The organism is Streptomyces sp. NPDC048483, assembly GCF_040651455.1.
In the GTDB taxonomy this organism is placed as follows: domain Bacteria; phylum Actinomycetota; class Actinomycetes; order Streptomycetales; family Streptomycetaceae; genus Streptomyces.
Map to the genome: position 1 here is coordinate 67,100 of NZ_JBEZJZ010000025.1, position 21,145 is coordinate 88,244.

Below are 21,145 nucleotides of genomic sequence, written 5' to 3' on the forward strand. Positions count from 1 at the left end.
ACTCACGTGATGCAGCTCAACAGTTGGGCTGTCGCCGCCCCCGTCGGGACGACATCCCTTCGCCCCTCCGATCAAGCCGAGGCCGCTCATGACGACGAGCCAGAGCATCACCCCCCGACCCGGATGGCTAAGCAGCCATCTCCTGTCGCATCCGGTTGAGCGCCTCTTCAGCAGCGCCCCGGACCTCCGGCAGCCCCTCTCCGGCGGCGCGCACTACGCGTTGGAGCTGGTGCGGAAGGCGCTGCCTGACCGCTTCTTGGACTGCGGTGTTCAGCGACTCACGGGCCCCGCCACGGTCCTGGGCGAGCAGCCGGACGTGTGCGACCGTCACCCGTTCGATGACTCGCCACTGCGGTGCGACAGCTGTGGTAGGGGCTGGGCTGCTCTCCGCGAGCCTTATGGCGAGGTTGAGGCGCTCGGTGTCGATCAAGCCGCGCAGCCGGATCTCGTGCAGGGCGAATGGGTTGAACAGGCTGGTGTGCTCGGCACGTTCGAGCAAACGGTCAGTCTCGCTCATCACCCGGTCGAACAACGGGCCGTTACCGAGCGAACCGGCAGCACGTGCGAGGAGCGGCAGCACCGCAGCACGAGCATCACTATCCGGAGCCAATGCGGCGGCACGGGACAGGCGCTCGACGGCGGCTCCGCGAAGACGCGCTTTGCGCAGTTCATTGCCGTGCATCCGCAGGACGTAGGAAGTGAAGCCCGGTTCCTCGAACACCTCGGTGATTTCCAGGCTCTTGGCCGTCCAGTGCGCTGCCGTACTCAGCCGCTCCTCCGGGAGAACGTTGCCGAGAGCGACACCGAGGCAGACCCGGGCGCGGGCGAGCAGGCGCAGTACCTCGCGTTCGGCATTCCCGTCCTCTGCGCGGGCTTCCAGGCGTGCGACGAGTGGCCACAGCTCCGCGACCGCTTCGGAAGCGTGGCCGGACTGGCGAGCGATCTCGGCGAGGCGAACCGTGGACTCGCCGAACTGCAGCATGGCGCGGTGATCAGCGTCCGCGACGTCGGTGACGCCAAGGATATGTGCCGGCAGGTGAAGCGTCTCGCACAGGCGACGCCGGGATCCGATGTCGTCGACGGTGCGCTTGTGCAGTTCCAGGGCGGAGACGTAGGTCTTGTCGTAGCCGAGCAGGGCTCCGAGCTGGGTCTGGTTCAGGCCGTGGACGGCGCGGTAGAAGCGCAAGATCGCGCCGAGGTCGCGGGTGGCCAGGATCGTCTGCGCCTGGGGGGTCGCCCAGCGCCAGGCGACATGGCTGCTCGCCGGGCGAAGTGCGACGTGACCGACGCCCATGGTCGGCTACTTCCGCCCGTACCACGCTGCGATCGAGTGCTTGTAGCCGTCGGGCATGGCCAGGCCCGGCACCTCTTGTGCGGTGAACAGTCCGATTTTCTTGTGCTCGTGGCTGAGCACCGGCTCCTGCTCGGGGTTGAGCACCGTGCAACCGTAGGTGACGATCAGAACCCGCCGGCCGGGGATCGGCTCGTAGACCCACACCCCACCGTCAATGAGAGCGCCGGTTTTGACCTTCCAGCCGGTCTCCTCCAGCAACTCGCGCTCGACGGCGCTCTCCGGACTCTCGTCGGCTGGCTGGCCGGATTGGGCGACGATCTCCAGTCGCCCGCCCGGGAGCTCCCACTCTCCGCGCTCGTTCTCCAGCAGCAGGACGCGCTCCTGGACATCGCAGGCGACGCCCTTGACAGAAACGGGCCACAGCGGCGGCGTGTACGACATGACGGTCCTCTTGCAACGGACGACGACCCGGACCCTCGGAACGTAGCACGCAGCGATCGGCCAGCGGCCGCGATGGGCGAAATGCCCGAGTCGACAATCCGTCGCTTTACGCAGCCACCAGCATCTCTCGACAGTGAGGACATCGGCCGTCCGTATCAAGGGAGTTCGGCTATGCGATGTGTCAGCGCGACCTCAGCCCGCGACCTCTTCAGGGCCTGCTACCTCGACGTGCGTGACCACGACGGTGCGCGTGCCGTCGAGGAGCAGATCAGCGAAGTCGGCCTCGTGACCTTCGACGGCCTCGATTCTCGCGATGCCGTGCTGGATATCGCTACCCGGTACCTGAACATCAGCACGCACCGCGACAGCGACCCAGACGGACTGACCGTCATCCGTGACACCGGCCGACACACACACCGAGCTGGATTCGGAGGACTCGGTCGCGGCGAACTGGCACCGCACACCGATCGCTCCAGCCTCCCTGCGCCCCCGCGCTTGATGCTGTTCGTCTGCGCTCGGCCCGCTGAACAAGGCGGCATCTGCTTGCTGACCGATGGGCAAGCAGTGCACTCAGACCTGCAAGCAAACCAGCCGGATGCCCTGGCCACACTCATCGAGCAGCGGGCCGCCTTCTTCGGGCGCGCCGACGGCGTCTTCGCACCGGTTTTCGACCACCTCCCAGGCGGTCGGCTCTCGATACGGCTGCGGCAAGACGACCTTGTGCGCTGGCACCCGTTCACGCGCGCTTACGTGCCCCATCTCCGCACCGCCGCCGTCCGGCACCAGCAACCGCTGGAGCTCGATGCCGGCGAGGGCTACCTACTGGACAACCACCGATGGCTCCACGCGCGCACGGCCTTCCTCGGTCCGCGCCGCTGCTACCGGGCCCTGGGCAACCCCCGCTTCCGCCTACCCCGCGGATTCGCACCTCACGGTGCGACCGCAATCCCCCTGGAGACCCGCTGATGACTACACAGAACCAGGAGCAACGCCGTACGAATACCACCAGGACCGCCCCGCCCCCGGTCACCACCGGGCCGATAGACGCGGCAGCCCGCGCCTACCGCGCCTCCAACGGTGACCCATCCCGGTGGACCGCTCGGCAGCACGAGGTATATGCGGAGTTGGGAGGCATCCAGTGAGGATTCCCGCCACTGCACCGTCCCCACGCCCCCGAGGGGGACGGGGTCACACTCCCACCCGCCACGAGCGATGGGGGCCGAGATGACCACACACAGCACCTTCCAGGACCAGCAGATCGCCATCACCTACCCGCCGGGTACCGTCGTCTACGACGTCGTTGCGCAAGCGGTCGGCCGGGTGGCTGATCCTGAGGCATACCCGCCCGGATGCCTGGGGTGCTCCTGTGTCTTGGTGGTGCCTCTCGCCGGCAGCGACCCGGCGTGGCAGGCCGAGCCGGGCGCCTTGCGCCGGGCGGTCCGTGACGAGATCGAGGCCGCGCTCACCGACGAGGCCGCGCGGTGAACAGCACGCGCCCGGAGGTCGGCGACCTGGTCGCCGAGGTGGGAACCAATGAGAAGTGGGTGTGCACGGACATCGTCGGTGCGTCCAGCAAGCGCCCGGTGTGGGTACTGCGTCCGGTGCACGCGTCTTTCGGGTATGGGACGGTGAAGGTGGATCACCACGACATCGTCGGGTACTCGGTGACCGCACGCCGCGGCTCCTGGAGGTTCCCGTGAGTGGCGCCCACGCCCGCCCCCGGCCCGAACCACCCTGCCGCCGGCCTGAGTCGCCCCTCTGGCGGCCCTTCCTCTTCCTCGCGCTCGTCGGCATCGGACCGCCCCTGGCGATCGTCGGTGACACCCTGGATGCCCGTGCGGCCCCCGCTGCGGCCAGCGTCCCAGACAGCGTCACGCCCGCCGGACACTGCGTGAACACGCCGATCGGATGTGCCAGTCCGCCACCGACGCGACGCTGCCGAACCCGGCCGTGACCGTCCTCACGCAAGCCGACGCCCTGAGCCGCTACCTCGACGAACTCGCCACCCAGTTCGCCCCGCACCCCGGCTCCCTGCCCCGCACCCCCCTACCGCCGGCACCACCCCCGGAGACCGGAGAAGAAGCCCTCGACGAGGAACGCCTGCTGCTCGCCACCGCGACCGCGCACCCACAGGACCTCAACGCCATGCGGTGGCTGCAGCCAGACGACTTCGCGCTGCTGCTGCACGGACAGCTGTACCGGTGCCTGACAGCCCTCGCCCGCCGCGGCGATCCCGTCGATGCCGTGACGGTGTTGTGGGAGGCCCAGCACCGAGCGCTGCTCACCGCGGACATCGCACCGGCCGATCTGATGGCCCTGGTATCCACTCCGGTCGGCTCACCCGAGTACTGGGGCGAGCGAATCCTGCGACGAGCACTGCTCAGCCACGCCCACACCGTCGGCCTCCGTCTGCACGCGTTCACCAACGACCCCACCAACACCCCACACCAGCTCATCACCGGAAGCCGCCGCGCCCTGGCCGACCTCACCGCCCTACGCACCCGCTGGCAGAGCGCCACCGTGCAACCACAAGCGCTGAACACCCCTCGTGCCGCCCGGACACCGGCCCTCACCCGCGCCGGCCCTCCTCCCCTCACCACCACCCCCGGCGCCCGCGCAGCCCGATAGACACCACACCCCCGCTCCGGCCGGGCCTCACGCCCGGCCGGAACCGGAATCGAAGCCCCTTTGCCCCACCCGGCTACCGACGCCCACGTCCACCTCGCAGGCCGCCCGAACACTCCTCCGCGGGCATCGCCACCATCACCGGCTCCGGCACCCACACCGCCCGCTCCCTGCGGACCCGCCCCGTAGGCGCAGCCCGGAAGGCGGGCAGGCGTCCCCACAGCGTGCGGCACCGGCCAGGTTTCCGTCACGTCTGCCCGCAGGGGACGCGCCCTGCGAGCGGTGCGCTTGCGCTCGCCTACTCAAGGTTCGCGATCGGAGTGGCGTGACCAAATTTGCCGAAGAGATTCATCGGCCCTCTGACCTTGCCCTTCCTGCTAGAGAGGCCATCTGACCTGCGCAGACGTGGCCAGAGGCGTGCTGCGAGGGGTGCGTGCATCGCGGCGGTGGCGGTCTAAGGTCAAGGCAGACCGCAGCTCCAGCACCCCTCCCGCAGGGGTGCTTGGCATGCCCGTATGCCCTCTCCGAAAGGCCCGCCGGTGACCGAGAAGCCGTTCACGCACCTTCACGTCCACACGCAGTACTCCCTGCTCGATGGTGCGGCCCGGCTCAAGGACATGTTCAAGGCGTGCGACGAGATGGGCATGACGCACGTGGCGATCACCGACCACGGCAACCTGCACGGCTCCTACGACTTCTTCCACCAGGCCCAGGCCGCCGGCATCACCCCCGTCATGGGCATCGAGGCATACCTCGCGCCGGAGTCCCGCCGCTTCACCCGGCCGGTCAAGTGGGGCGCGCCGCACCAAAAGCGCGACGATATCTCCGGTGCCGGCGCCTACACCCACATGACGATGTGGGCCCGCAACGCCACCGGCCTGCACAACCTCTTCCGGGCCCAGTCCCGCGCCAGTTTGGAGGGCTTCTTCCGCAAGCCCCGCATGGACCGCGAACTGCTCACCGAGCACGCCGAGGGCATGATGGCCTCCACCGGCTGCCCCTCGGGCGAGGTCTCCACCCGCATCCGGCTCGGGCAGATGGACGAGGCGCTGAAGGCCGCCGGTGAGTACCAGGACATCTTCGGCAAGGAGAACTTCTTCGTCGAGCTGATGGACCACGACATCGACATCGACCGCCGCGCCCGCGATGGCCTGATGGAGGTAGCGCAGAAGATCGGCGCGCCGTTCGTGGTCACCAATGACTCGCACTACACCTACGAGCACGAGGCCGCGGCCCACGACACGTTGTTGTGCATCCAGACCGGCTCGAACCTCAGCGATACGGACCGGTTCAAGTTCGACGGGGCGGGCTATTACCTGAAGTCGGCCGCCGAGATGTACGCGATCGACTCCTCGGACGCGTGGCAGGAGGGATGCCGCAACAGTCAGCTGCTGATCGCCGACCGGGTCGACACGGCCGGGATGTTCGAAAAGCGCGACCTGATGCCGAAGTTCGACGTGCCCGAGGGGTTCACGGAGATCTCCTGGTTCCAGGAGGAGGTCAAGCGCGGCATGGCCCGCCGCTACCCGGGCGGTGTCCCCCAGGACCGTCAGGACCTCGTCGAGTACGAGATGGGCATCATCATCCAGATGGGGTTCCCGGGCTACTTCCTCGTGGTCGCCGACTTCATCATGTGGGCGAAGAACAACGGCATCGCGGTGGGCCCCGGCCGAGGCTCCGCGGCCGGTTCAATCGTGGCGTACGCGATGGGCATCACCGACCTCGACCCGATCACGCACGGCCTGATCTTCGAGCGGTTCCTCAACCCCGAGCGCATCTCGATGCCGGATGTCGACATCGACTTCGACGAGCGCAGGCGCGCCGAAGTCATCCGCTACGTGACGGAGAAGTACGGCGCCGACAGGTCGCCATGATCGGCACCTACGGCACCATCAAGGCCAAGAACGCGATCAAGGACTCCTCCCGGGTCCTGGGCTACCCCTACGCGATGGGCGACCGCATCACCAAGGCCATGCCGGCCGAGGTGATGGGCAAAGGTATCGACCTCAAGGGCATCACCGACCCCAGCCACCCCCGCTACAGCGAGGCCGGCGAGGTGCGTGGGATGTACGAGAACGAACCAGACGTGAAGAAGGTCATCGACACCGCCCGCGGCATCGAGGGCCTGGTGCGGCAGATGGGCGTCCACGCCGCCGGTGTCATCATGTCCAGCGAACCCGTCACCGACCACGCCCCCGTCTTCTCGCCCAAGAACGACGGCCAGGTGGTGACGCAATGGGACTACCCGAGCTGCGAGTCTCTCGGCCTGCTCAAGATGGACTTCCTGGGCCTGCGCAACCTCACGATCATGGACGACGCCGTCAAGGCCGTGAAGAAGAACAAGGACACCGACCTCGTCCTCCTCGACCTCACCCTGGATGACTCCAAGACCTACGACCTGCTGCGCCGCGGTGACACGCTGGGTGTCTTCCAGTTCGACGGCGGCCCGATGCGCTCGCTGTTGCGGCTGATGAAGCCCGACAACTTCGAGGACATCTCCGCCGTCGGCGCCCTCTACCGGCCCGGCCCCATGGGCATGGACTCCCATACCAATTACGCGCTGCGCAAGAACGGCCTCCAGGAGATCACCCCGATCCACCCGGAGCTGGAGGAGCCCCTCAAGGACGTCCTCGGCCTCACCTACGGCCTGATCGTCTACCAGGAGCAGGTCCAAAAAGCCGCCCAGGTCCTCGCCGGCTACACCCTCGGCCAGGCCGACCTCCTGCGCCGCGCGATGGGCAAAAAGAAGAAGGAGGTCCTGGAGAAGGAGTTCGTGCCCTTCCAAAAGGGCTGCCGCGAACGCGGCTACTCCGACGCGGCGATCCAGGCCGTCTGGGACGTTCTGGTCCCCTTCTCCGGCTACGCCTTCAACAAGGCGCACTCCTCCGCCTACGGCCTGGTCACCTACTGGACCGCCTACCTCAAGGCCAACTACCCGGCCGAGTACATGGCCGCGCTCCTGACGTCCGTCCGGGACGACAAGGACAAGATGGCCCTCTACCTCAACGAGTGCCGGCGCATGGGCATCAAGGTCCTGCCCCCCGACGTCAACGAATCCGACGCCAACTTCACGCCCCGCGGCGACACCGAAATCGTCTTCGGCCTCACCGCAGTGCGCAACGTCGGCCAGAACGTCGTCGACGGCATCATCCGCTCCCGCAAATCCAAGGGAAAGTTCTCCTCGTTCACCGACTACCTCGACAAGGTCGAAGCGGTCGTCTGCAACAAGCGCACCACCGAGTCCCTGATCAAGGCCGGCGCCTTCGACGAAATGGGCCACACCCGCAAGGGCCTCTCCGCCGTCTTCGAGCCGGTGATCGAAAACGTCGTCCAGGTCAAACGCAAAGAAGCAGAGGGCCAGTTCGACCTCTTCGGCGACCTCGGCGACACCGGCCCCGACGCCGGCCCGGGATTCGGGATGGACGCGCCGATCGGAGAGGTGGAGTGGGACAAGCAGTTCCTCCTCGCCCAGGAGCGCGAGATGCTCGGCCTCTACGTCTCCGACCACCCGCTCTTCGGCATCGAGCACGTCCTGGCCGAGAGAGCCGACGTCGGCATCTCCCAGCTCACCGGCGGCGAGCACTCCGACGGCTCCATCGTCACCGTCGGCGGCCTCATCACCGGCCTGCAGCGCAAGATGACCAAACAGGGCAACGCCTGGGCCATCGCCACCGTCGAGGACCTAGCCGGCTCCATCGACTGCATGTTCTTCCCCGCCACCTACCAACTCGTCTCCACCCAACTCGTCGAAGACTCAGTCGTCTTCATCAAGGGAAGGCTCGACAAGCGCGAAGACATCCCCCGATTGGTCGCGATGGAGCTCATGGTGCCCGACGTATCCAACGCCCACACCGACGCACCCGTCGTGCTGACCATTCCCACGGTGAAAGTCACCCCGCCACTGGTGACCAAGCTCGGCGAAGTCCTCACACACCACCGCGGCAGCTCCGAAGTCCGCATCCGCCTCGAAGGCCCCCGCAAAACCACCGTCCTGCGCCTGGACCGACACCGCGTCAAACCCGACCCCGCGCTCTTCGGCGACCTCAAGGCACTGCTGGGGCCGGCCTGCCTCCAGACCACTGCATGACCGAGCGAGTGTCAGCGGGCCCGGACGCAGTGAAGGCCCGGCGGATGCCGGGCCTTCACATGTGAGTAGCGGGGACAGGATTTGAACCTGCGACCTCTGGGTTATGAGCCCAGCGAGCTACCGAGCTGCTCCACCCCGCGTCGGTACTGTGAACTGTACGGCACCGCCCCGCCTATGCCGAATCGACTTTCGCCTGGAGGCAGGGCCGCCTCTGTGAGCACTGTCGATCGATCACGAGCACCATCCGAGTCTCGCCCCAGGCCAGTAGACGCGACACTGGGACCTTCAGGCGGGCCATCAACCAGTTGGTGCGGGCGTGTACGCGGACCTGGGACGGGAATCCCTCACCCGAATGCTCATGATCGACCGACACGGCCACTGCTCGCCCAGTCCGGATTCTGGCGTTCCCGCAGGAACCAGTGCTCACAGAAACGCAGACCCTGCAGCGAGCACGGGTGACGGCCAGGAGTGGTGCGTCACCTGCGACCGACGCAACACGTCTGTAATCGGTGCCCTTATCTCCCCCACCACACAGGCGGACTCGGTTTCCTGTTCAACGCTGGGCGCGTTCGGTCCGACGGCTCCGGCACTGGGTTCGCATCGTCACGTCCAGCTCAGACACGCACGCCCTGGCCTCACCGTCCAGGACCCGCTGACCGCGACGGTGCAGTCTGTTCGGCTCGTCCTCGAAACGAGCACATAAGAAACCTGAGGCACCGCGAGGGCGTCCACAGGTCGTCGGAGCCTAGTTGCCACGGCATCCCGTCGCCGTCGATCAGACAGGCTCTAGTGTTCATCAACGGTGCAGCGACCGGCGCCGACCGGGCGGAACGCCACTGGTGCGAACACCACGGTCGGCGCGAGGTACGGCACCGCTCCCGGAAGGCCGAGGTGTCGTCAGCCGCGCCTGAGCCGGGAGAGTTTCGTCCGTGTGCCCGCCGGCGCCGGGGATGGTTGTCGACCGTGGAGCCGTCCGAGAGACCGTTCCGCCGCTGATGGCCTGCCTGCTTACGTGGGGAACTCACCGCACCAGTTGCGCCCCAGGAGGGTGGCGGGCAGGTACTCGGACTCGACCTCGATGGAGATGCCCGCGTCGTGGGCGAAACAGGCGATGGCGAGCGGCGCGAGCGCGACGAGGCCCGGAATAGTGGCGGCTCGGTCCTCCTCGCTCCAGTACTCCTTGTGCCACTGGAGGGCGGCGACGAGCGCACGGTTGAAGCCGGCGTGGTCCTTGCGGACGATCCGGTGGAACATCTCCATCGGCGGGTACATTAGCTTGCCCACCGCCTCCGGGTCGGTGACGGCTTCCCGGTCCGTGCCATCCACCGCGGCCACCAGCTTCTGGCCGAGGTCGGGGCCGCCGAGCCAGTAGGTCTGGAGGGTGTCGATCCAGGCGAACTGGAACTCGTCGAAGCGCGAGCCGTTCTCACGCAGCAGGGACAGCGGCACCTGGCACAGGGCCGTGATCCGGTCCCGTTCCCGGCACACCACTGCCAGGTAGAAGGCGGTGAGCCAGGTGTTCGGGTGCACATACCACTGCGGGCCGGTGGCCTGGAGTATCCGATCTTTGTGCGCAATGCGGCACTGAACTCGTGCCTCGGTTGTGGTCGCGGCAGCGAACACGGCGGAGCCGACCTGCATCGCGTTAACCCAGGCATCCCACGTGGGGAAGATCGAAGCCCTCGGGTCCATCAGGCAGTGCGCCTTGGCCAGGGTGAGCGTGGTGCCCACGGCATCGCCCAGCCTGGTGGAGCGAGCCTCCAGGCCGTCGATCAGCTCCTGCGCGTTCTCCTGGAGAACAGCGAGGCCCGCTTCTGCGTTCCCTGTGGGGAAGGGATGGCGGGACACGCTCGTGCGTCTCACGTGTCGAACTCACCCAGCCAGGAACGATCCAGGAGCCGGATGGGCAGGTACTCGGATTCGACCTCGATCGGGATTCCAGCATCGTAGGCGAGGCATGCCATGGCCAGTGGTCCCAGGGCGAGGTAGCCGGCGATGTCGTCGGAGCGGTCCTCCCGGCTCCAGTACGCCTTATGGAGTTCGAGCGCCTCGGCGAGCGCTTGGTTGAAGCCCTCGTGATCCTTGCGCATGAACTGGTAGAAGAGGCGGATCGGTGGATACAGGATGCACTGGAGGAGGTCGCGGGGCGCGATCGTCGCGATGTCCGGGTCGGACATTTCGATCGCCGCTGTCAGCTTCTCGACGAGCCCCGGCTCCTCGCGCCAGTATTTCTGGAGACTGTCGACCCAGTGGTAGACGTACTCGTCGCCCTCTGCCCCGGACGCCCGCAGGAGATCGAGCGGCACCTGGCACATCTTGTCCATACGGGCCTGGTCACGGCAGATGATGACGAACCAGAGCGTGGTCAGCCAGTTCCCGGCGTTCGCGTAGAACTGCGGTCCCGTCGCCTGGATAGTGCGCATTTCGTCCATGATGCGTGCCTCGATCGGCCCCTCGGCCGTCGCGGCAGCGAAGGCTGCCGTACCGACCTGCATCGCGGAGACGGTGGCCACCCAGGTCGGGAGTCGGTTACCCCGGGGGTTGAGCGCCTGGTGCACCTGCACTTGCAGAAGCGCCTCGTTCAGCGCCATGCCGAAGACGGCCGGCGACGCATCCAGGCTCCGGACACTGTCCGCAAGCTCGTCGGCCAGGCGCTCGACAACCCCCTCGTCGACCGAGGGGCTATCGTGTCGCGCCACCGTCACCGTCACCAAATTCTCCTGTCACTGAAGTTCGAAACCGAAGTCATCTTCTTTGAACTTCCCGATATTGGCTCGCCGACTCTTGAAGCCGCCATAACTCGGGCCATCGGAAACACCCTTGACCAGGATGTAATGTACGTTACCTTCCTTCAGTGCGCGTTTTAGATCAGTATACAGCTGCAGTTCCTTCGCGTTGTCGTTGGCCCCCCTCTTCCACATTTCATTCATGATGTCGAGGAAGTATTCGCGCGACGCCTGCTCGGCCTTGTAGCCGCTGGGGAGCGTGCGTTCGTTAATTTTTGTACGGACGTCACTCTTAGCTTCGATAACTGTGAACCCGTCGTCGTTCTTCCACCTCCAAAGCTGATCGAACTGGTCATTGCCGTTCTTCGGCCCTGCGAGCGACTCCCTTTTGGCGCCAGCATAGAATTCCGAGATCACGTGATGCTGGGCGACCGCTTCACCGTACGCCTCGGTGTGCTTCGTCATCGCCTCATGGAACGGTGCGTGCTGCCTCTTCAGTGCCTCGTATGCAGCCTTGCTCTCAGGAGTGCCATCCGTTTTCCAAGCCTTCTTGGCCTCACTGACAGGGTCGTGCCAAGGAACGTCCTTCCTGATGGACTCATGACGCTTGACGGCCTTGTCGTCGAGAATCCTGTGCGCATCGGGATCGGTCAACTGCGTCGCAGTACGCCCGCGGTCCCAATCAGGCATGTATTTTGCGGGGAAGGGTGGCGGAGCGCTGTCCTTGGGGATCCATGCCTTCAGGTTGGCGGGATCCTTAATCAACTGCGGAGGTGGGTAGCCGCTTTCGTCCACGGCGTCGGTGTCGAGCCGTTGGGCGTGATTCGGGTGCTTCGCGTAGTGCTCCTTGAAATACCCGTCCTCATAGTTGGCCCGGTATACCTGGATCTCTTTGATCTGTTCCGGCGTGAGCGAACCGGGTGGACCGTAGGGGTTGTCGCCGTGCCGCATGAAGCTCGGGGGACCGGGGATTCGGTCGGGACCAGGGGACCCACCGCCCGGCGTGGCCGCATCGTTGCCGGCACTGATACCAGCACCATCGTCAGCTCCGTGGGCCGCGTCGTCTAGGCCGCCCGTGCCCGGTGCCTCGGGGTGGGCGGAGCCGAGGAGGTCGTTGCGGGCCGTGGTGCCGCCGGAAAGGTCTTGGCTGCCGCCGCCCGGGAGGTCGCGGACACCGCCGCCGCCCGTGGTCGGGGGGTCGGTGCGACCGCCACCACCGGCTGGGGTGTTGTCCAGGTTGTTCGTGGGCATCTGGCTGCCCACGCTGCCGCCTGGGGCGTTATGGTCGCCGGCACGGCCCATGGGAGTGTTCTCTCCCGGGCCGGTGTCGCCGTGGCCCGCGTTGTCGCCCGCATGGGCCGGGTCGGGTATCTCCGAGCCGACGCGTGTGAAGTCGTCGCCCCGTCCGCCGACGCCGGCCGGGACCCGCTGTTCCTGGCGGACCGGGGTCTCGGTCTGTGGGTTGTCTGCGCCCTGGGCGGGTTGGGCGGGCTTGTCTTTGGGGGCGTCCTCGGCGCGCTGGAAGAGGCTGCCGTCCTCGTTGTAGAGGTCACCTCTGCCGCTCATGTACTTCCCGTTGGACGGGTCCTTCACCGTGTCCGGTGGGAAGGTGATCCCGGTCGATGTCGGATCAGAGTCGGATCCGACACGGAGTTGAGACTCACGGGTCGTGACCGCTGCTCGTTCAAGTGAAGCCGTGAAAGGTTGCTCCCGTCGGTGTGCCGACCTCGCCCTCCCGCCCGGCACGGGCCGACTTCAGGCCACTGCCACTCTGAGCGGGGTCAGCGCGATGAGCGAGCAGATCGACATCACCGTGGTGGGCTCGGTCGCCGCGCAGCCGGACACGGTGTCGGACTGTGGGGGCGGTCGGTTCTTCTGACTGCGTGTTCCCCTGTCTTGACGTAGTCGCAGGCAAGGTGGCGGTGCCCGCTCTGCGGCCGGGATTCAGTTCGCAACGGGCCGGCCGGTTCGCCGCATACCTAGCGGGAACCTGGCCGCCGATGTCCCCAGCCCGACCGGGCCGCGCAGCAGCGTGGCGACCGGTGTGGTCCGGGTGCGGAAGTCGGTGTAGCGGCTCGTGCCGAGGGTCCAGTGGAAGAATCCGGCCATCCACTCCTCCATCTGGCGTAGGTGGTCGGCCAGGCTCGCGCGCTCTTCCTCGCCCAGTTTCAACTCGGCGGACAGTTCGGGGAGTTCGGTGTCGCGGAGGTGCTCGAACTCCTGCAGGCGGGCGGTGAGCAGCCGGTTGACCCCGTCGACAGCCTCCGGCAGGTCGCTGCCGAGGAATCGGCGCAGTGCCAGTACGCCGTTGCTGAGGTCGTCCTCGTACTCGATCTCCACCTGGTACGAGATCACGTCGTTGAGCCAGCCCGCCCAGTCTCCGACCGCCGCTGCAAGTCGGCGCATTGGCCGGCTGCGCATGACTGCGTCCGGGATGGTCTCCTCCGATCCGTAGCCGAACAGGTCCATGATGACCTCGGCCCCCAGGCTCAGCCGTCGCATCTCCATGTGGTCGATCAGCTCCGGTACCCGGTTGTGCACGAGGTTGAAGATCTCCCACAGGCCCGACCGGATATGGGCCACCCAGCTTGCGGCGAGCTTGCGGCGCAGTCCGTCCGAGACGGCCGGTGCCGTGCGCAGCCACAGATCCGCCAGTCCCTGCTCCGGGGGATTGGTCGGCACCGGCATGGCGAGCGTGTCGACCGGGAGGAACCGCGCCAGCCGCTCCAGATACGCCTTCGCCCCCGGTAGGTCACGGCGGCGCTTGAACACCTCCAGCAGGTAGTCGTCCTGGATGAACCCCCAGGTGTACCAGTCGTTGAACAGGTCCAGTTCGGCGATTTTCGCATCGGGGAACGCCACCGCGCCGAGCAGCGGGTAGTCCGCCGCCTGAATGCTCGCCTCGTTCCAGATACCGAGTCCGGGAGCGCTGGTGATGCCGGTGCCGCGGATCCAGTCGTTGCCGTGCTCGCGCGCGACGGGCAGGAGGGGGTTCACCCGAAGCTGGAACGGCATGTAGAAGTCGGGCAGGTCGATCTGCTCGCGCGGCTGCCGGGGAAGGTTCCGATAGCTGCGCGACCGGCGGCCCACCTGGTGAGGGGCGAGCCCGAGCCTGGCCGCCGCCGTGCCGAGGCCGGTCGGACCGGGCACCGCCGGCCCTTCCGCCACGGCGTCACCGGACCGCTCCGGCAGGTAGCGGCCACCGGGGCGCAGCGCCCATTCGAGGTTGCCCGCCATCCAGTCCTTCAGGCCCTGGACGTAGCGCAGCACCTGAGCCCGTTCGACCGGGCTCAGCAGGTACTCGTCGAACGCGGGCGCCAGTTCGGTGGCGCAGGTGTGCTCGAACTGCTCGATCCGGTCGGTGACGAGGTCATTGACGAGGCCAGCCGCGTCCTGCGCATCGCGGTCCAGGAAGTGGCCCACCACCGTCACGGCGTTGTTGACCTTTCCCTCCGCCATGTCGATGTCGTAGGAGATGAGATCGTTCTGCAGGCCCTCGGCATCGGCGAAGGCCGCGTTCAGCAACTTCAGCTGCCGGGCATCAAGCAGCCGCTGCGGAAGCTCCAGCCCATAGGCGTGCTCGACGAGTTGGGCCGACCAGAGAATCCCGCCAACCGAGCGCCGGACTTCGAGGTACTCGATCGGGTCAAGCACCCGGCACTCGTTCCGGCTGAGGTTGGACAGTTCACGCATCGCCTCCTGCGCCATGTCCTGGACGATGGCGACATAACGACGCAGCCACGCACGTGACTTCCCGGGCACGGTACGAACCCAGAGGTCGACCAGGCCGCGCTCCAGAGGGTTCTCCGGGGTGAGCTCGCTCGGCTTCCCGTCGGTGGGCATGAACGCGAGCAGCCGTCCCAGGTACTCCCTGGCGGCGCCCACATCCTCCGCCCCGGTGTAGGTCTGCGGGAAGTAGTCGACGACGTACCAGCCCCAGATGTACCAGTTGCTGAGGAGGTTGAGCTCCTCAGGCGGTACGTCGGGGTGGGTCCAGGCGGCGAACAAGGCGAAGTCCATCGCCGTGAACCGTTCTTCGTCCCAGACGGGTTCGAGCATCTCCATCCGCCGTACCCAGACGAGACTCTGCGCGCGGGCCTGCTCCAGGTTGGGATTCAGCCGGGCCGGCCACGGCATGTAGAAATCGGGCAGAGCGATGGACGTCATGATGCGCATTCCTTCCACGGTGACAACACCTGGGACGGGCGACCGTCCACCGGCTCCCCGCACCTCGACAGCGCTCCCCCCAACAGGCACAACGCCACGGGATTACCCGTGAAGTCCGTCGACGAGTCGGTCGCGCGGAAGCGAAAGAGGGCGTGCGGGCCAGCACGTGCGGCGGGTTGTGCATGTCTGCGCCGATGGCTGGCAGACCTCCGCGGCGAGGAATACGACATGGCCATGAGACGCAAGCCGCACAACATGCCCGTGAGACTGCCGAAGCGCACCAGGCCAGCACCCCGGCGTACGACATGAGCCGCGAGTCCCTACAGCCGACACCCTGCCCCCCGCACAACGACGAAGGCCCCCGCCGGTGACCAAACCGGCGGGGCCTTCTGGGGCCACGGGGAACGAGCAGACTACAACAGCACTTAGCGCTCACGCACCCCATGCGTCCCGCCAACACCAGGACCCAGCACCGCAGTTCACCCCGCCTTGGGCCGGTCGATGCCGTCGTCGGCCTTCACCGGCCGCCATGCGGGGTCCTTCTCCCGCTGCGCGTCCGCGGCGATCTGCATCCATCCGTGCTCCTCGGCGAACATCCCGCCGGTGCCGTCGCTCAGGGCGGTGCGGACGATGTCGCACACGGCAACCGGACCGGCCTTGTGCACGGGGTCGACGATCACAACGGGGTCTTCCCCCTCGTCCTCGGATCGGTCCCAGTACCCGCCGGCCGTGAACAAGATCGCCTCACCCAGGTAGGCGCCCAGGCCACGGATGTAGAGGTCGATGCGGGATGCGTGCCCGGGCTGGTCCTGATATTCGAGGGCGGCGGCTTCCAGGACGGGCAGGCTGGCGGGGCTGTAGTCGAACACGAAGCCATCGGGCACCGGCATACCGTCACGCACTTCGAGCTTGCCGATCTCGATGCCGAGCTCATCCAGCCATATGTTCTGGGCCGTGCTGTCACTGTGCGGGTATTCCGGGTATTCGATCGGGGGCATGCGGGCCAGCCTAGGCGGCAGGGCTGACCATCACGGATCCTCTCTGCGCGGGCAGTTCACGCATGGTGTCGCCTCGAAGAATGCTGATCCCTTACGGTGGTCGACCATGACCGACAACAGCATGTGGGAGCACCCGCCCGAGGCCCGGATACTGCGCCATGGCGGCTACACCCTCACCGTCATCGACAACCCGACCCCGCACGCCTTCGGGTCCCTGCCGCCCAACGACCACGCTCGTGCCCGCCAGGTCGCCGAATCCCTGCTGAGCGTCGAGAGCGTGGGCGTCGAGCTTGGCCCGATGCGCGCCTCCGACATCGGCATCGTCCCGCATCACACCCGTTCCGATCTCGAACAGGTCCACATCGGATGCTGGGGCCCGGTCATCGAGATCACCGATGCGGCCCTGGTCGACCGTATGGGCTCCTTCGCTCTGCGGGACCAGGCCGAGGAGCTCGCCAAGGAGTACCCGAACGCTGCGGTCATCGGCTCGGCCTCCATCGACTTCTCCATCGACTACAGCGCCTACGTCGTCATCCACCCCACCGGGGTCCGGCTGTGGGCGGACGGCTACACGGGAGAGGAGACCTGGGACGTGCGCGATGACAGCGTCAGCGACGTCATCGCCGCCTTCTGCGCCTCCGCCGAGCTGCCCCCCGGCTTCGACTTCGACGTCGACCCCCAGGACATGAACTACGCCGCAGCCCTTGAAGCATGCCTGAAGGCCGTGGTGCCCTCCCAGCGGCACCACCTGACGCTGTCCTCGTTCCGCGTCACCCGTACCGAAGAGGCCATCGGAGATCTCGAAGAGACCTGGCTCGACGAGTAACGATCGTGCATACACCACAAGTTGGAGTGCCCACGCCGGTTTTACCGCTCCATGACTGCGAGTTGACTGGCTATGGTGAGAGCGTTTCGCGGCGTCACACAGACCACGGGGGCCCCTGCCGCCGCGAACGTACTCACCCCATGGGCCCCCGACGGGGAACACCGTGAAACCTTCCATACGTCCGCGGCGCATGGCCGCGCTGCTGCGCACGGCCGTCGCTGTGGCCTGCGCCTCGATCATGTCGCTCGGCGCCCTGACACCCCTTGCGCAGGCCGCGCCGCGCCCGCCCAAGCCCCTCGACCCGGGTATGCCGTGCTTTGAGTACTACGACCTCCTCGAAGACATGGCCGGCATCGTCGACCTGCCCGATGGCGACCACGCGCGCCCGGAGTCGCAGCGCGACAGCTACGAGTACGAGAACCCCGCCAAGAAGTGGGACGGCCTGGGACCGCCCTCCCCCGAGGAGGAGGCCCGCCTCGGGAAGCTGAAGCGGAAACCGCCGAAGTCCAAGCCTCTCGACCGGATTTACTGGACGTGGATCAACGCGAAGAAGACCCCCAAAACCAGGGTGTGGGACGACTGGTCGCACTGGCGCGACGCCCGGTTGATCCGCAACGCGGGCAACGACCCGCGGGGTAAGGCGTTCGAGAAGAAGTTCATCAAGGACCACGGGCTGACCAGCAAGAACTGGCTGTGTCAGAAGGAGGTGATCTTCACCGACCCCGACACCGGTCTCCCGCACCGTCGCCAGCTCGATGCGTACAACGAGAAGGCCGGGAAGATCATCGAGATCAAGTCCAACGGCAAGATGAGCAAGGATCAGATGCCGAAGGACCGGGCTTGGGCGAAGGACCCCAAGTGGAAGGGCACGTCCTGGCAGAACGTTTTCGCCGAGCCCCAGAAGGGCGAGACGGTCACCTTCATCGAAAAGCAGAAGGAGATCGCCAAGGCCAACGGCCGCACGGTCAGCACCTACGACTACCACTCCGACCAGATCGAAAAGGCCCCCGCCGGCTGCACCCCAAGCACCGGTACCGGCACCATGACCCTCGCCGCAGCCCAGAAGCCGTGCGGGGTGCGCTACAAGTCGAAGGACATGCAGGCCCCCGGCCGTCCCGGCATCGCCGGAGGCGGAGCCAACGACGCGATCCGCGAGTCGAGGCCCACGCCGAAGGACATGCAGGAGTACCTCAAGCGCAAGAACCTCGCCAACCCCGGACTCTCCCCGCGGGGACCGGGCGGCGTGGACTTCACCAGCCTGGAGCTGCGCTACGTCGGCAAGCCCGTCAAGGGCAAGGGCCTCGACTACAGCTACTCCGCGAAGGAAGACCCCTCCGAGCAGTCCGGATGGGGCGGCAAAGCCAAGTCGCAGCTCATTTCCGACTCCTTCCTGACGTGGCTGTCCCTGTCGCCGGAAAAGTTTTGGGTCAACCTGAACCCGGACCAGCCCGACAAGATCATGGACACCACGTTCGGCAAGACCGACGCCGGCCGGGTCCTACTGGAAGCCGACCTGGCGCTGAAGAAGGACTTCGCGCAGGCCGCAAACCCCACCAAGTACCCGGGCGCGGACACCTATTGGAAGTCGCTGCCCCGCAACGGCAAGGGTGAGCCCTGCTGGTTCCAGGTCCGCCAGTGGATCGAGCCGAAGGAAGCCGTCGTCCGTGAGGAAAAGGGCGGCATCCACATCCTCGACACGCCCCTTGCGGTCAAGGCCCAGTACCTGAAGATCAACAACATGCCCGGCAACGACAGCGTCTACCTCTGCGACTTCAACAAGGCGCAGACCAAGGCCACCGAACGCCGCATGAACCGGCTGATCATGCCCGAGATCGAAAAGCGCGTGAACACCCTGCCGCGCTACGCCGACCTGCGCCGCGTCTACACCGCACGCGTCGCGGCCGAGTTCATCCGCCAGCAGGACGCGATCACCCCCACCGACTACCACAAGCTCATCAACAGCAACGACATCACCGCGACGCCGCTGCGCGCCCCCAACCAGGACTGGACGCGTCAGAAGGTCTACGACGCGTACATAGAGTCGCTGAAGAAGGGCGAGGAGACCTGGGAGCATGACGCCGGAGGCGGCCGGTACACGTTCACCGTCGGCGGCGTGGACTTCTCCAAGCAGCCCAAGCGGAACATGGGCCCGGTCCGGTTCCGGGTCGAGCACCGCGACCTGCCCAAGCAGACCCACACCTCCGTCAAGACGCTGACGGACAACGCCAAGAGCAACGACGGCAACCTCCTGCTGCTGGGCGGCAACACCGCCACCAACGACGGCAGCACCGGCGGCGGCGGGGGCGGTGGGGACAAGCCCACCCCGACCCCGAAGCCGACACCGACGGACAAGCCCACCGGCCACCCGTCGACCCCGGCCCCCGACCCGTCCACCCCGGGCGGTGGTGACCACAGTGGGCCGCCGGCCACCAAGGACCCTGACGGCGACCTCGCCCACACCGGATCCGACACCCCGATCGGACTGATCTCCGGCATCGCCGCCGCCGTCGTCGCGGCCGGGGCCGGACTCGTGTGCTGGATGCGCCGCCGAAAGACCGCGGACCAGTAGCACCACCCCGAACACGACTGCGCCCCGCCGGAACCTTCCGGCGGGGCGCAGTGCTGTTTCGCCCCGCCGGAAGGCGTGAACGGCCGTCTGATAGAAGGAAGATCGTGATTAAGAAGCGTATCGCCGACATGGCCGCCCTGATGATGGGGGGGCGCTCGACTCCTGGCGCGGCGGTATGCCGACCTTCGCCGTCCTGTATGCCGGATGGGGCTCCGAGCACGTCCTCAAGGCCGTTCTCTGCCAGGCCAATCCCCTCCTGATCTCCGACAAGGGAGACCAGTCCCTCAAGTTCCACGCCCTCGGCCTTGAAGACCAGCCCGGCGTCAAGCCGCTGACCCAGGCCCGCACCATCGGCATGGCCGAGGCGTTCAAGCTCGCCGAGAAGGTCATGAGGGGCAAGATGCCCATCACCTTCGACCAGTTCACGCCCGTGATGGACTCCCGAAACGGCATCGCCCACCTCGCCTACTACGAAGGCCACACGGACGAAAAGATCGTGTCCGTCGCCGTCCAACTCGCCGAAGCCGCCCGGGCCGAACTCAGCGTCACTGTCGCCGACTTCTGGGGCGACTACGCCGAGACCTTCACCGACCTGGCCAAAGTCGCGGCCATGGCCACCAAGGAGGCAGAGGAGAGCGAGGAGGCAGAGGACGACGGCGTAAGCCTGGAGGAGGCCGTCATGGCCCTCGCACAGGGCCGGTGCACTCGAATGCGGTCCATGACCGGGATGAGCTGCGGGGCGTCGCCCCACTGGCCCGGGGTGACAAGCATCGCGAGCGGGCGCAGGCCGCCTTCCCCGGCGAGGTGGATCTTGCTGGTCAGGCCGCCGCGGGAGCGTCCGAGTCCCTCGTCGGGGCGCTGGTTGCGAGGCGTTGTTCTTTTCCCGGCACCCGCGGGCGGCTTCGGCGGGCTCCAGCAGCGTGCTGGTGGGCCCGGCAGGAGGTGGAGTCCACGCGCACCATCGACCAGCCCACACGGCCTTCGGAATCGGCGTCGGCCAGGACGGCCGCGAAGATCCTGTCCCACGTGCCGTCCGCAGACCAGCGTCTGTGCCGTTCGTACACGGTCTTCCGCGGGCCGAAACGCGCAGGTAGGTCGCGCCATGGCACCCCCGTCCGCTGCCGGTACAGGATCCCGTTGATGATCCTTCGATGGCTCGCCCAACGACCGCCCCGCTTGCCGGACTTCGGCAGATGCGGCTTCAGTCGGGCCCACTCCGCGTTCGTGAGATCTCCCCGCCCCATGGACACGTCAACGAGCTCGGGGCGACGAGGTCACATGATCCGCCGAACCTGGCCCTAGGCAACAAGAAGGCCCCCGGCCTGTCCCGCGAAGGGACGGCCGGGGGCCTTTTCGTGTTTCCTCTGGGAATCTCATCGTCATCGATCGGCAACTTCATACCGACGATCTCG

The 21,145-nt window shown here is 66.9% G+C and carries 14 protein-coding genes, 1 tRNA gene and 3 pseudogenes; 9 read left to right on the forward strand and 9 right to left on the reverse strand.

Translation table 11 applies throughout. From position 1 onward, the window contains the following. Positions 1-127: 127 nt before the first annotated feature. Both AB0D04_RS16090 and AB0D04_RS16095 read right to left on the reverse strand, forming a co-directional pair. Positions 128-1,294 carry a helix-turn-helix transcriptional regulator gene (locus AB0D04_RS16090; RefSeq protein WP_362703272.1) on the reverse strand — a complete coding sequence of 389 codons (1,167 nt, stop codon included), beginning with the start codon at positions 1,292-1,294 and terminating at the stop codon, positions 128-130. Positions 1,295-1,300: 6 nt separating this feature from the next. Continuing rightward, positions 1,301-1,735, reverse strand: coding sequence for an NUDIX hydrolase (locus tag AB0D04_RS16095; RefSeq protein ID WP_362703273.1), 435 nt, complete (start codon positions 1,733-1,735; stop codon positions 1,301-1,303). A 171-nt stretch (positions 1,736-1,906) separates the two neighbouring features. Here AB0D04_RS16095 and AB0D04_RS16100 point away from each other — a divergent pair, with 171 nt between their 5' ends. From AB0D04_RS16100 to dnaE, 6 genes and pseudogenes are all read left to right on the forward strand, one after another. Further along, on the forward strand, positions 1,907-2,701 hold the full coding sequence (locus tag AB0D04_RS16100) for a TauD/TfdA family dioxygenase (protein WP_362703274.1): 795 nt from the start codon (positions 1,907-1,909) through the stop codon (positions 2,699-2,701). Continuing rightward, on the forward strand, positions 2,701-2,877 hold the full coding sequence (locus AB0D04_RS16105) for a hypothetical protein (RefSeq protein ID WP_362703276.1): 177 nt from the start codon (positions 2,701-2,703) through the stop codon (positions 2,875-2,877). The genes AB0D04_RS16100 and AB0D04_RS16105 overlap by 1 nt, the downstream gene beginning before the upstream one ends. 82 nt (positions 2,878-2,959) lie before the next feature. Continuing rightward, a complete protein-coding gene (locus AB0D04_RS16110; RefSeq protein WP_362703278.1) occupies positions 2,960-3,220 on the forward strand; it encodes a hypothetical protein in 261 nt (86 codons plus the stop codon). Continuing rightward, positions 3,217-3,435, forward strand: a complete 219-nt coding sequence (locus AB0D04_RS16115) for a hypothetical protein (protein WP_362703279.1) — start codon at positions 3,217-3,219, stop codon at positions 3,433-3,435. The genes AB0D04_RS16110 and AB0D04_RS16115 overlap by 4 nt, the downstream gene beginning before the upstream one ends. A gap of 208 nt (positions 3,436-3,643) precedes the next feature. Next, complete coding sequence (locus tag AB0D04_RS16120; protein WP_362703281.1) at positions 3,644-4,363, forward strand: DnaB-like helicase N-terminal domain-containing protein; 720 nt, start codon at positions 3,644-3,646, stop codon at positions 4,361-4,363. 536 nt (positions 4,364-4,899) lie between these two features. Then, a pseudogene (dnaE, locus tag AB0D04_RS16125) lies at positions 4,900-8,447 on the forward strand (DNA polymerase III subunit alpha). Between the two features lie 66 nt (positions 8,448-8,513). Here dnaE and AB0D04_RS16130 read toward each other — a convergent pair. From AB0D04_RS16130 to AB0D04_RS16145, 4 genes are all read right to left on the reverse strand, one after another. Beyond that, positions 8,514-8,587, reverse strand: a tRNA-Met gene (locus tag AB0D04_RS16130). A gap of 868 nt (positions 8,588-9,455) precedes the next feature. Then, positions 9,456-10,310: an immunity 49 family protein gene (locus AB0D04_RS16135; RefSeq protein ID WP_362703282.1), complete on the reverse strand. Its 855-nt coding sequence runs from the start codon at positions 10,308-10,310 to the stop codon at positions 9,456-9,458. After that, positions 10,307-11,158, reverse strand: a complete 852-nt coding sequence (locus AB0D04_RS16140; RefSeq protein WP_362703284.1) for an immunity 49 family protein — start codon at positions 11,156-11,158, stop codon at positions 10,307-10,309. The genes AB0D04_RS16135 and AB0D04_RS16140 overlap by 4 nt, the downstream gene beginning before the upstream one ends. A 12-nt stretch (positions 11,159-11,170) precedes the next feature. Next, positions 11,171-12,766, reverse strand: coding sequence for a hypothetical protein (locus AB0D04_RS16145; protein ID WP_362703285.1), 1,596 nt, complete (start codon positions 12,764-12,766; stop codon positions 11,171-11,173). A 136-nt stretch (positions 12,767-12,902) separates the two neighbouring features. Here AB0D04_RS16145 and AB0D04_RS16150 point away from each other — a divergent pair. Then, positions 12,903-13,052, forward strand: a pseudogene (locus AB0D04_RS16150) (carboxypeptidase regulatory-like domain-containing protein); the annotation flags it as partial. A gap of 65 nt (positions 13,053-13,117) precedes the next feature. Here the strand turns inward: AB0D04_RS16150 and AB0D04_RS16155 are convergent. Together AB0D04_RS16155 and AB0D04_RS16160 are read right to left on the reverse strand one after the other, a co-directional pair. Further along, positions 13,118-15,340 carry a germacradienol/geosmin synthase gene (locus AB0D04_RS16155; RefSeq protein ID WP_362703286.1) on the reverse strand — a complete coding sequence of 741 codons (2,223 nt, stop codon included), beginning with the start codon at positions 15,338-15,340 and terminating at the stop codon, positions 13,118-13,120. 479 nt (positions 15,341-15,819) lie between these two features. After that, entirely contained in the window at positions 15,820-16,338 is a 519-nt protein-coding gene (locus AB0D04_RS16160) for a hypothetical protein (RefSeq protein ID WP_362703287.1), read from the reverse strand. 106 nt (positions 16,339-16,444) lie between these two features. Between AB0D04_RS16160 and AB0D04_RS16165 the strand changes: the two genes are divergently transcribed. Both AB0D04_RS16165 and AB0D04_RS16170 read left to right on the forward strand, forming a co-directional pair. Continuing rightward, positions 16,445-17,164 carry a DUF6333 family protein gene (locus tag AB0D04_RS16165; protein ID WP_362703288.1) on the forward strand — a complete coding sequence of 240 codons (720 nt, stop codon included), beginning with the start codon at positions 16,445-16,447 and terminating at the stop codon, positions 17,162-17,164. A gap of 163 nt (positions 17,165-17,327) precedes the next feature. Further along, positions 17,328-19,733 (forward strand): hypothetical protein, encoded by a 2,406-nt coding sequence (locus tag AB0D04_RS16170; RefSeq protein WP_362703290.1) that lies wholly within the window; start codon positions 17,328-17,330, stop codon positions 19,731-19,733. A 693-nt stretch (positions 19,734-20,426) separates the two neighbouring features. On the opposite strand, the pseudogene AB0D04_RS16175 reads toward AB0D04_RS16170, so the two are convergent. Further along, positions 20,427-20,977, reverse strand: a pseudogene (locus tag AB0D04_RS16175) (IS5 family transposase); the annotation flags it as partial. Positions 20,978-21,145: the final 168 nt, after the last annotated feature.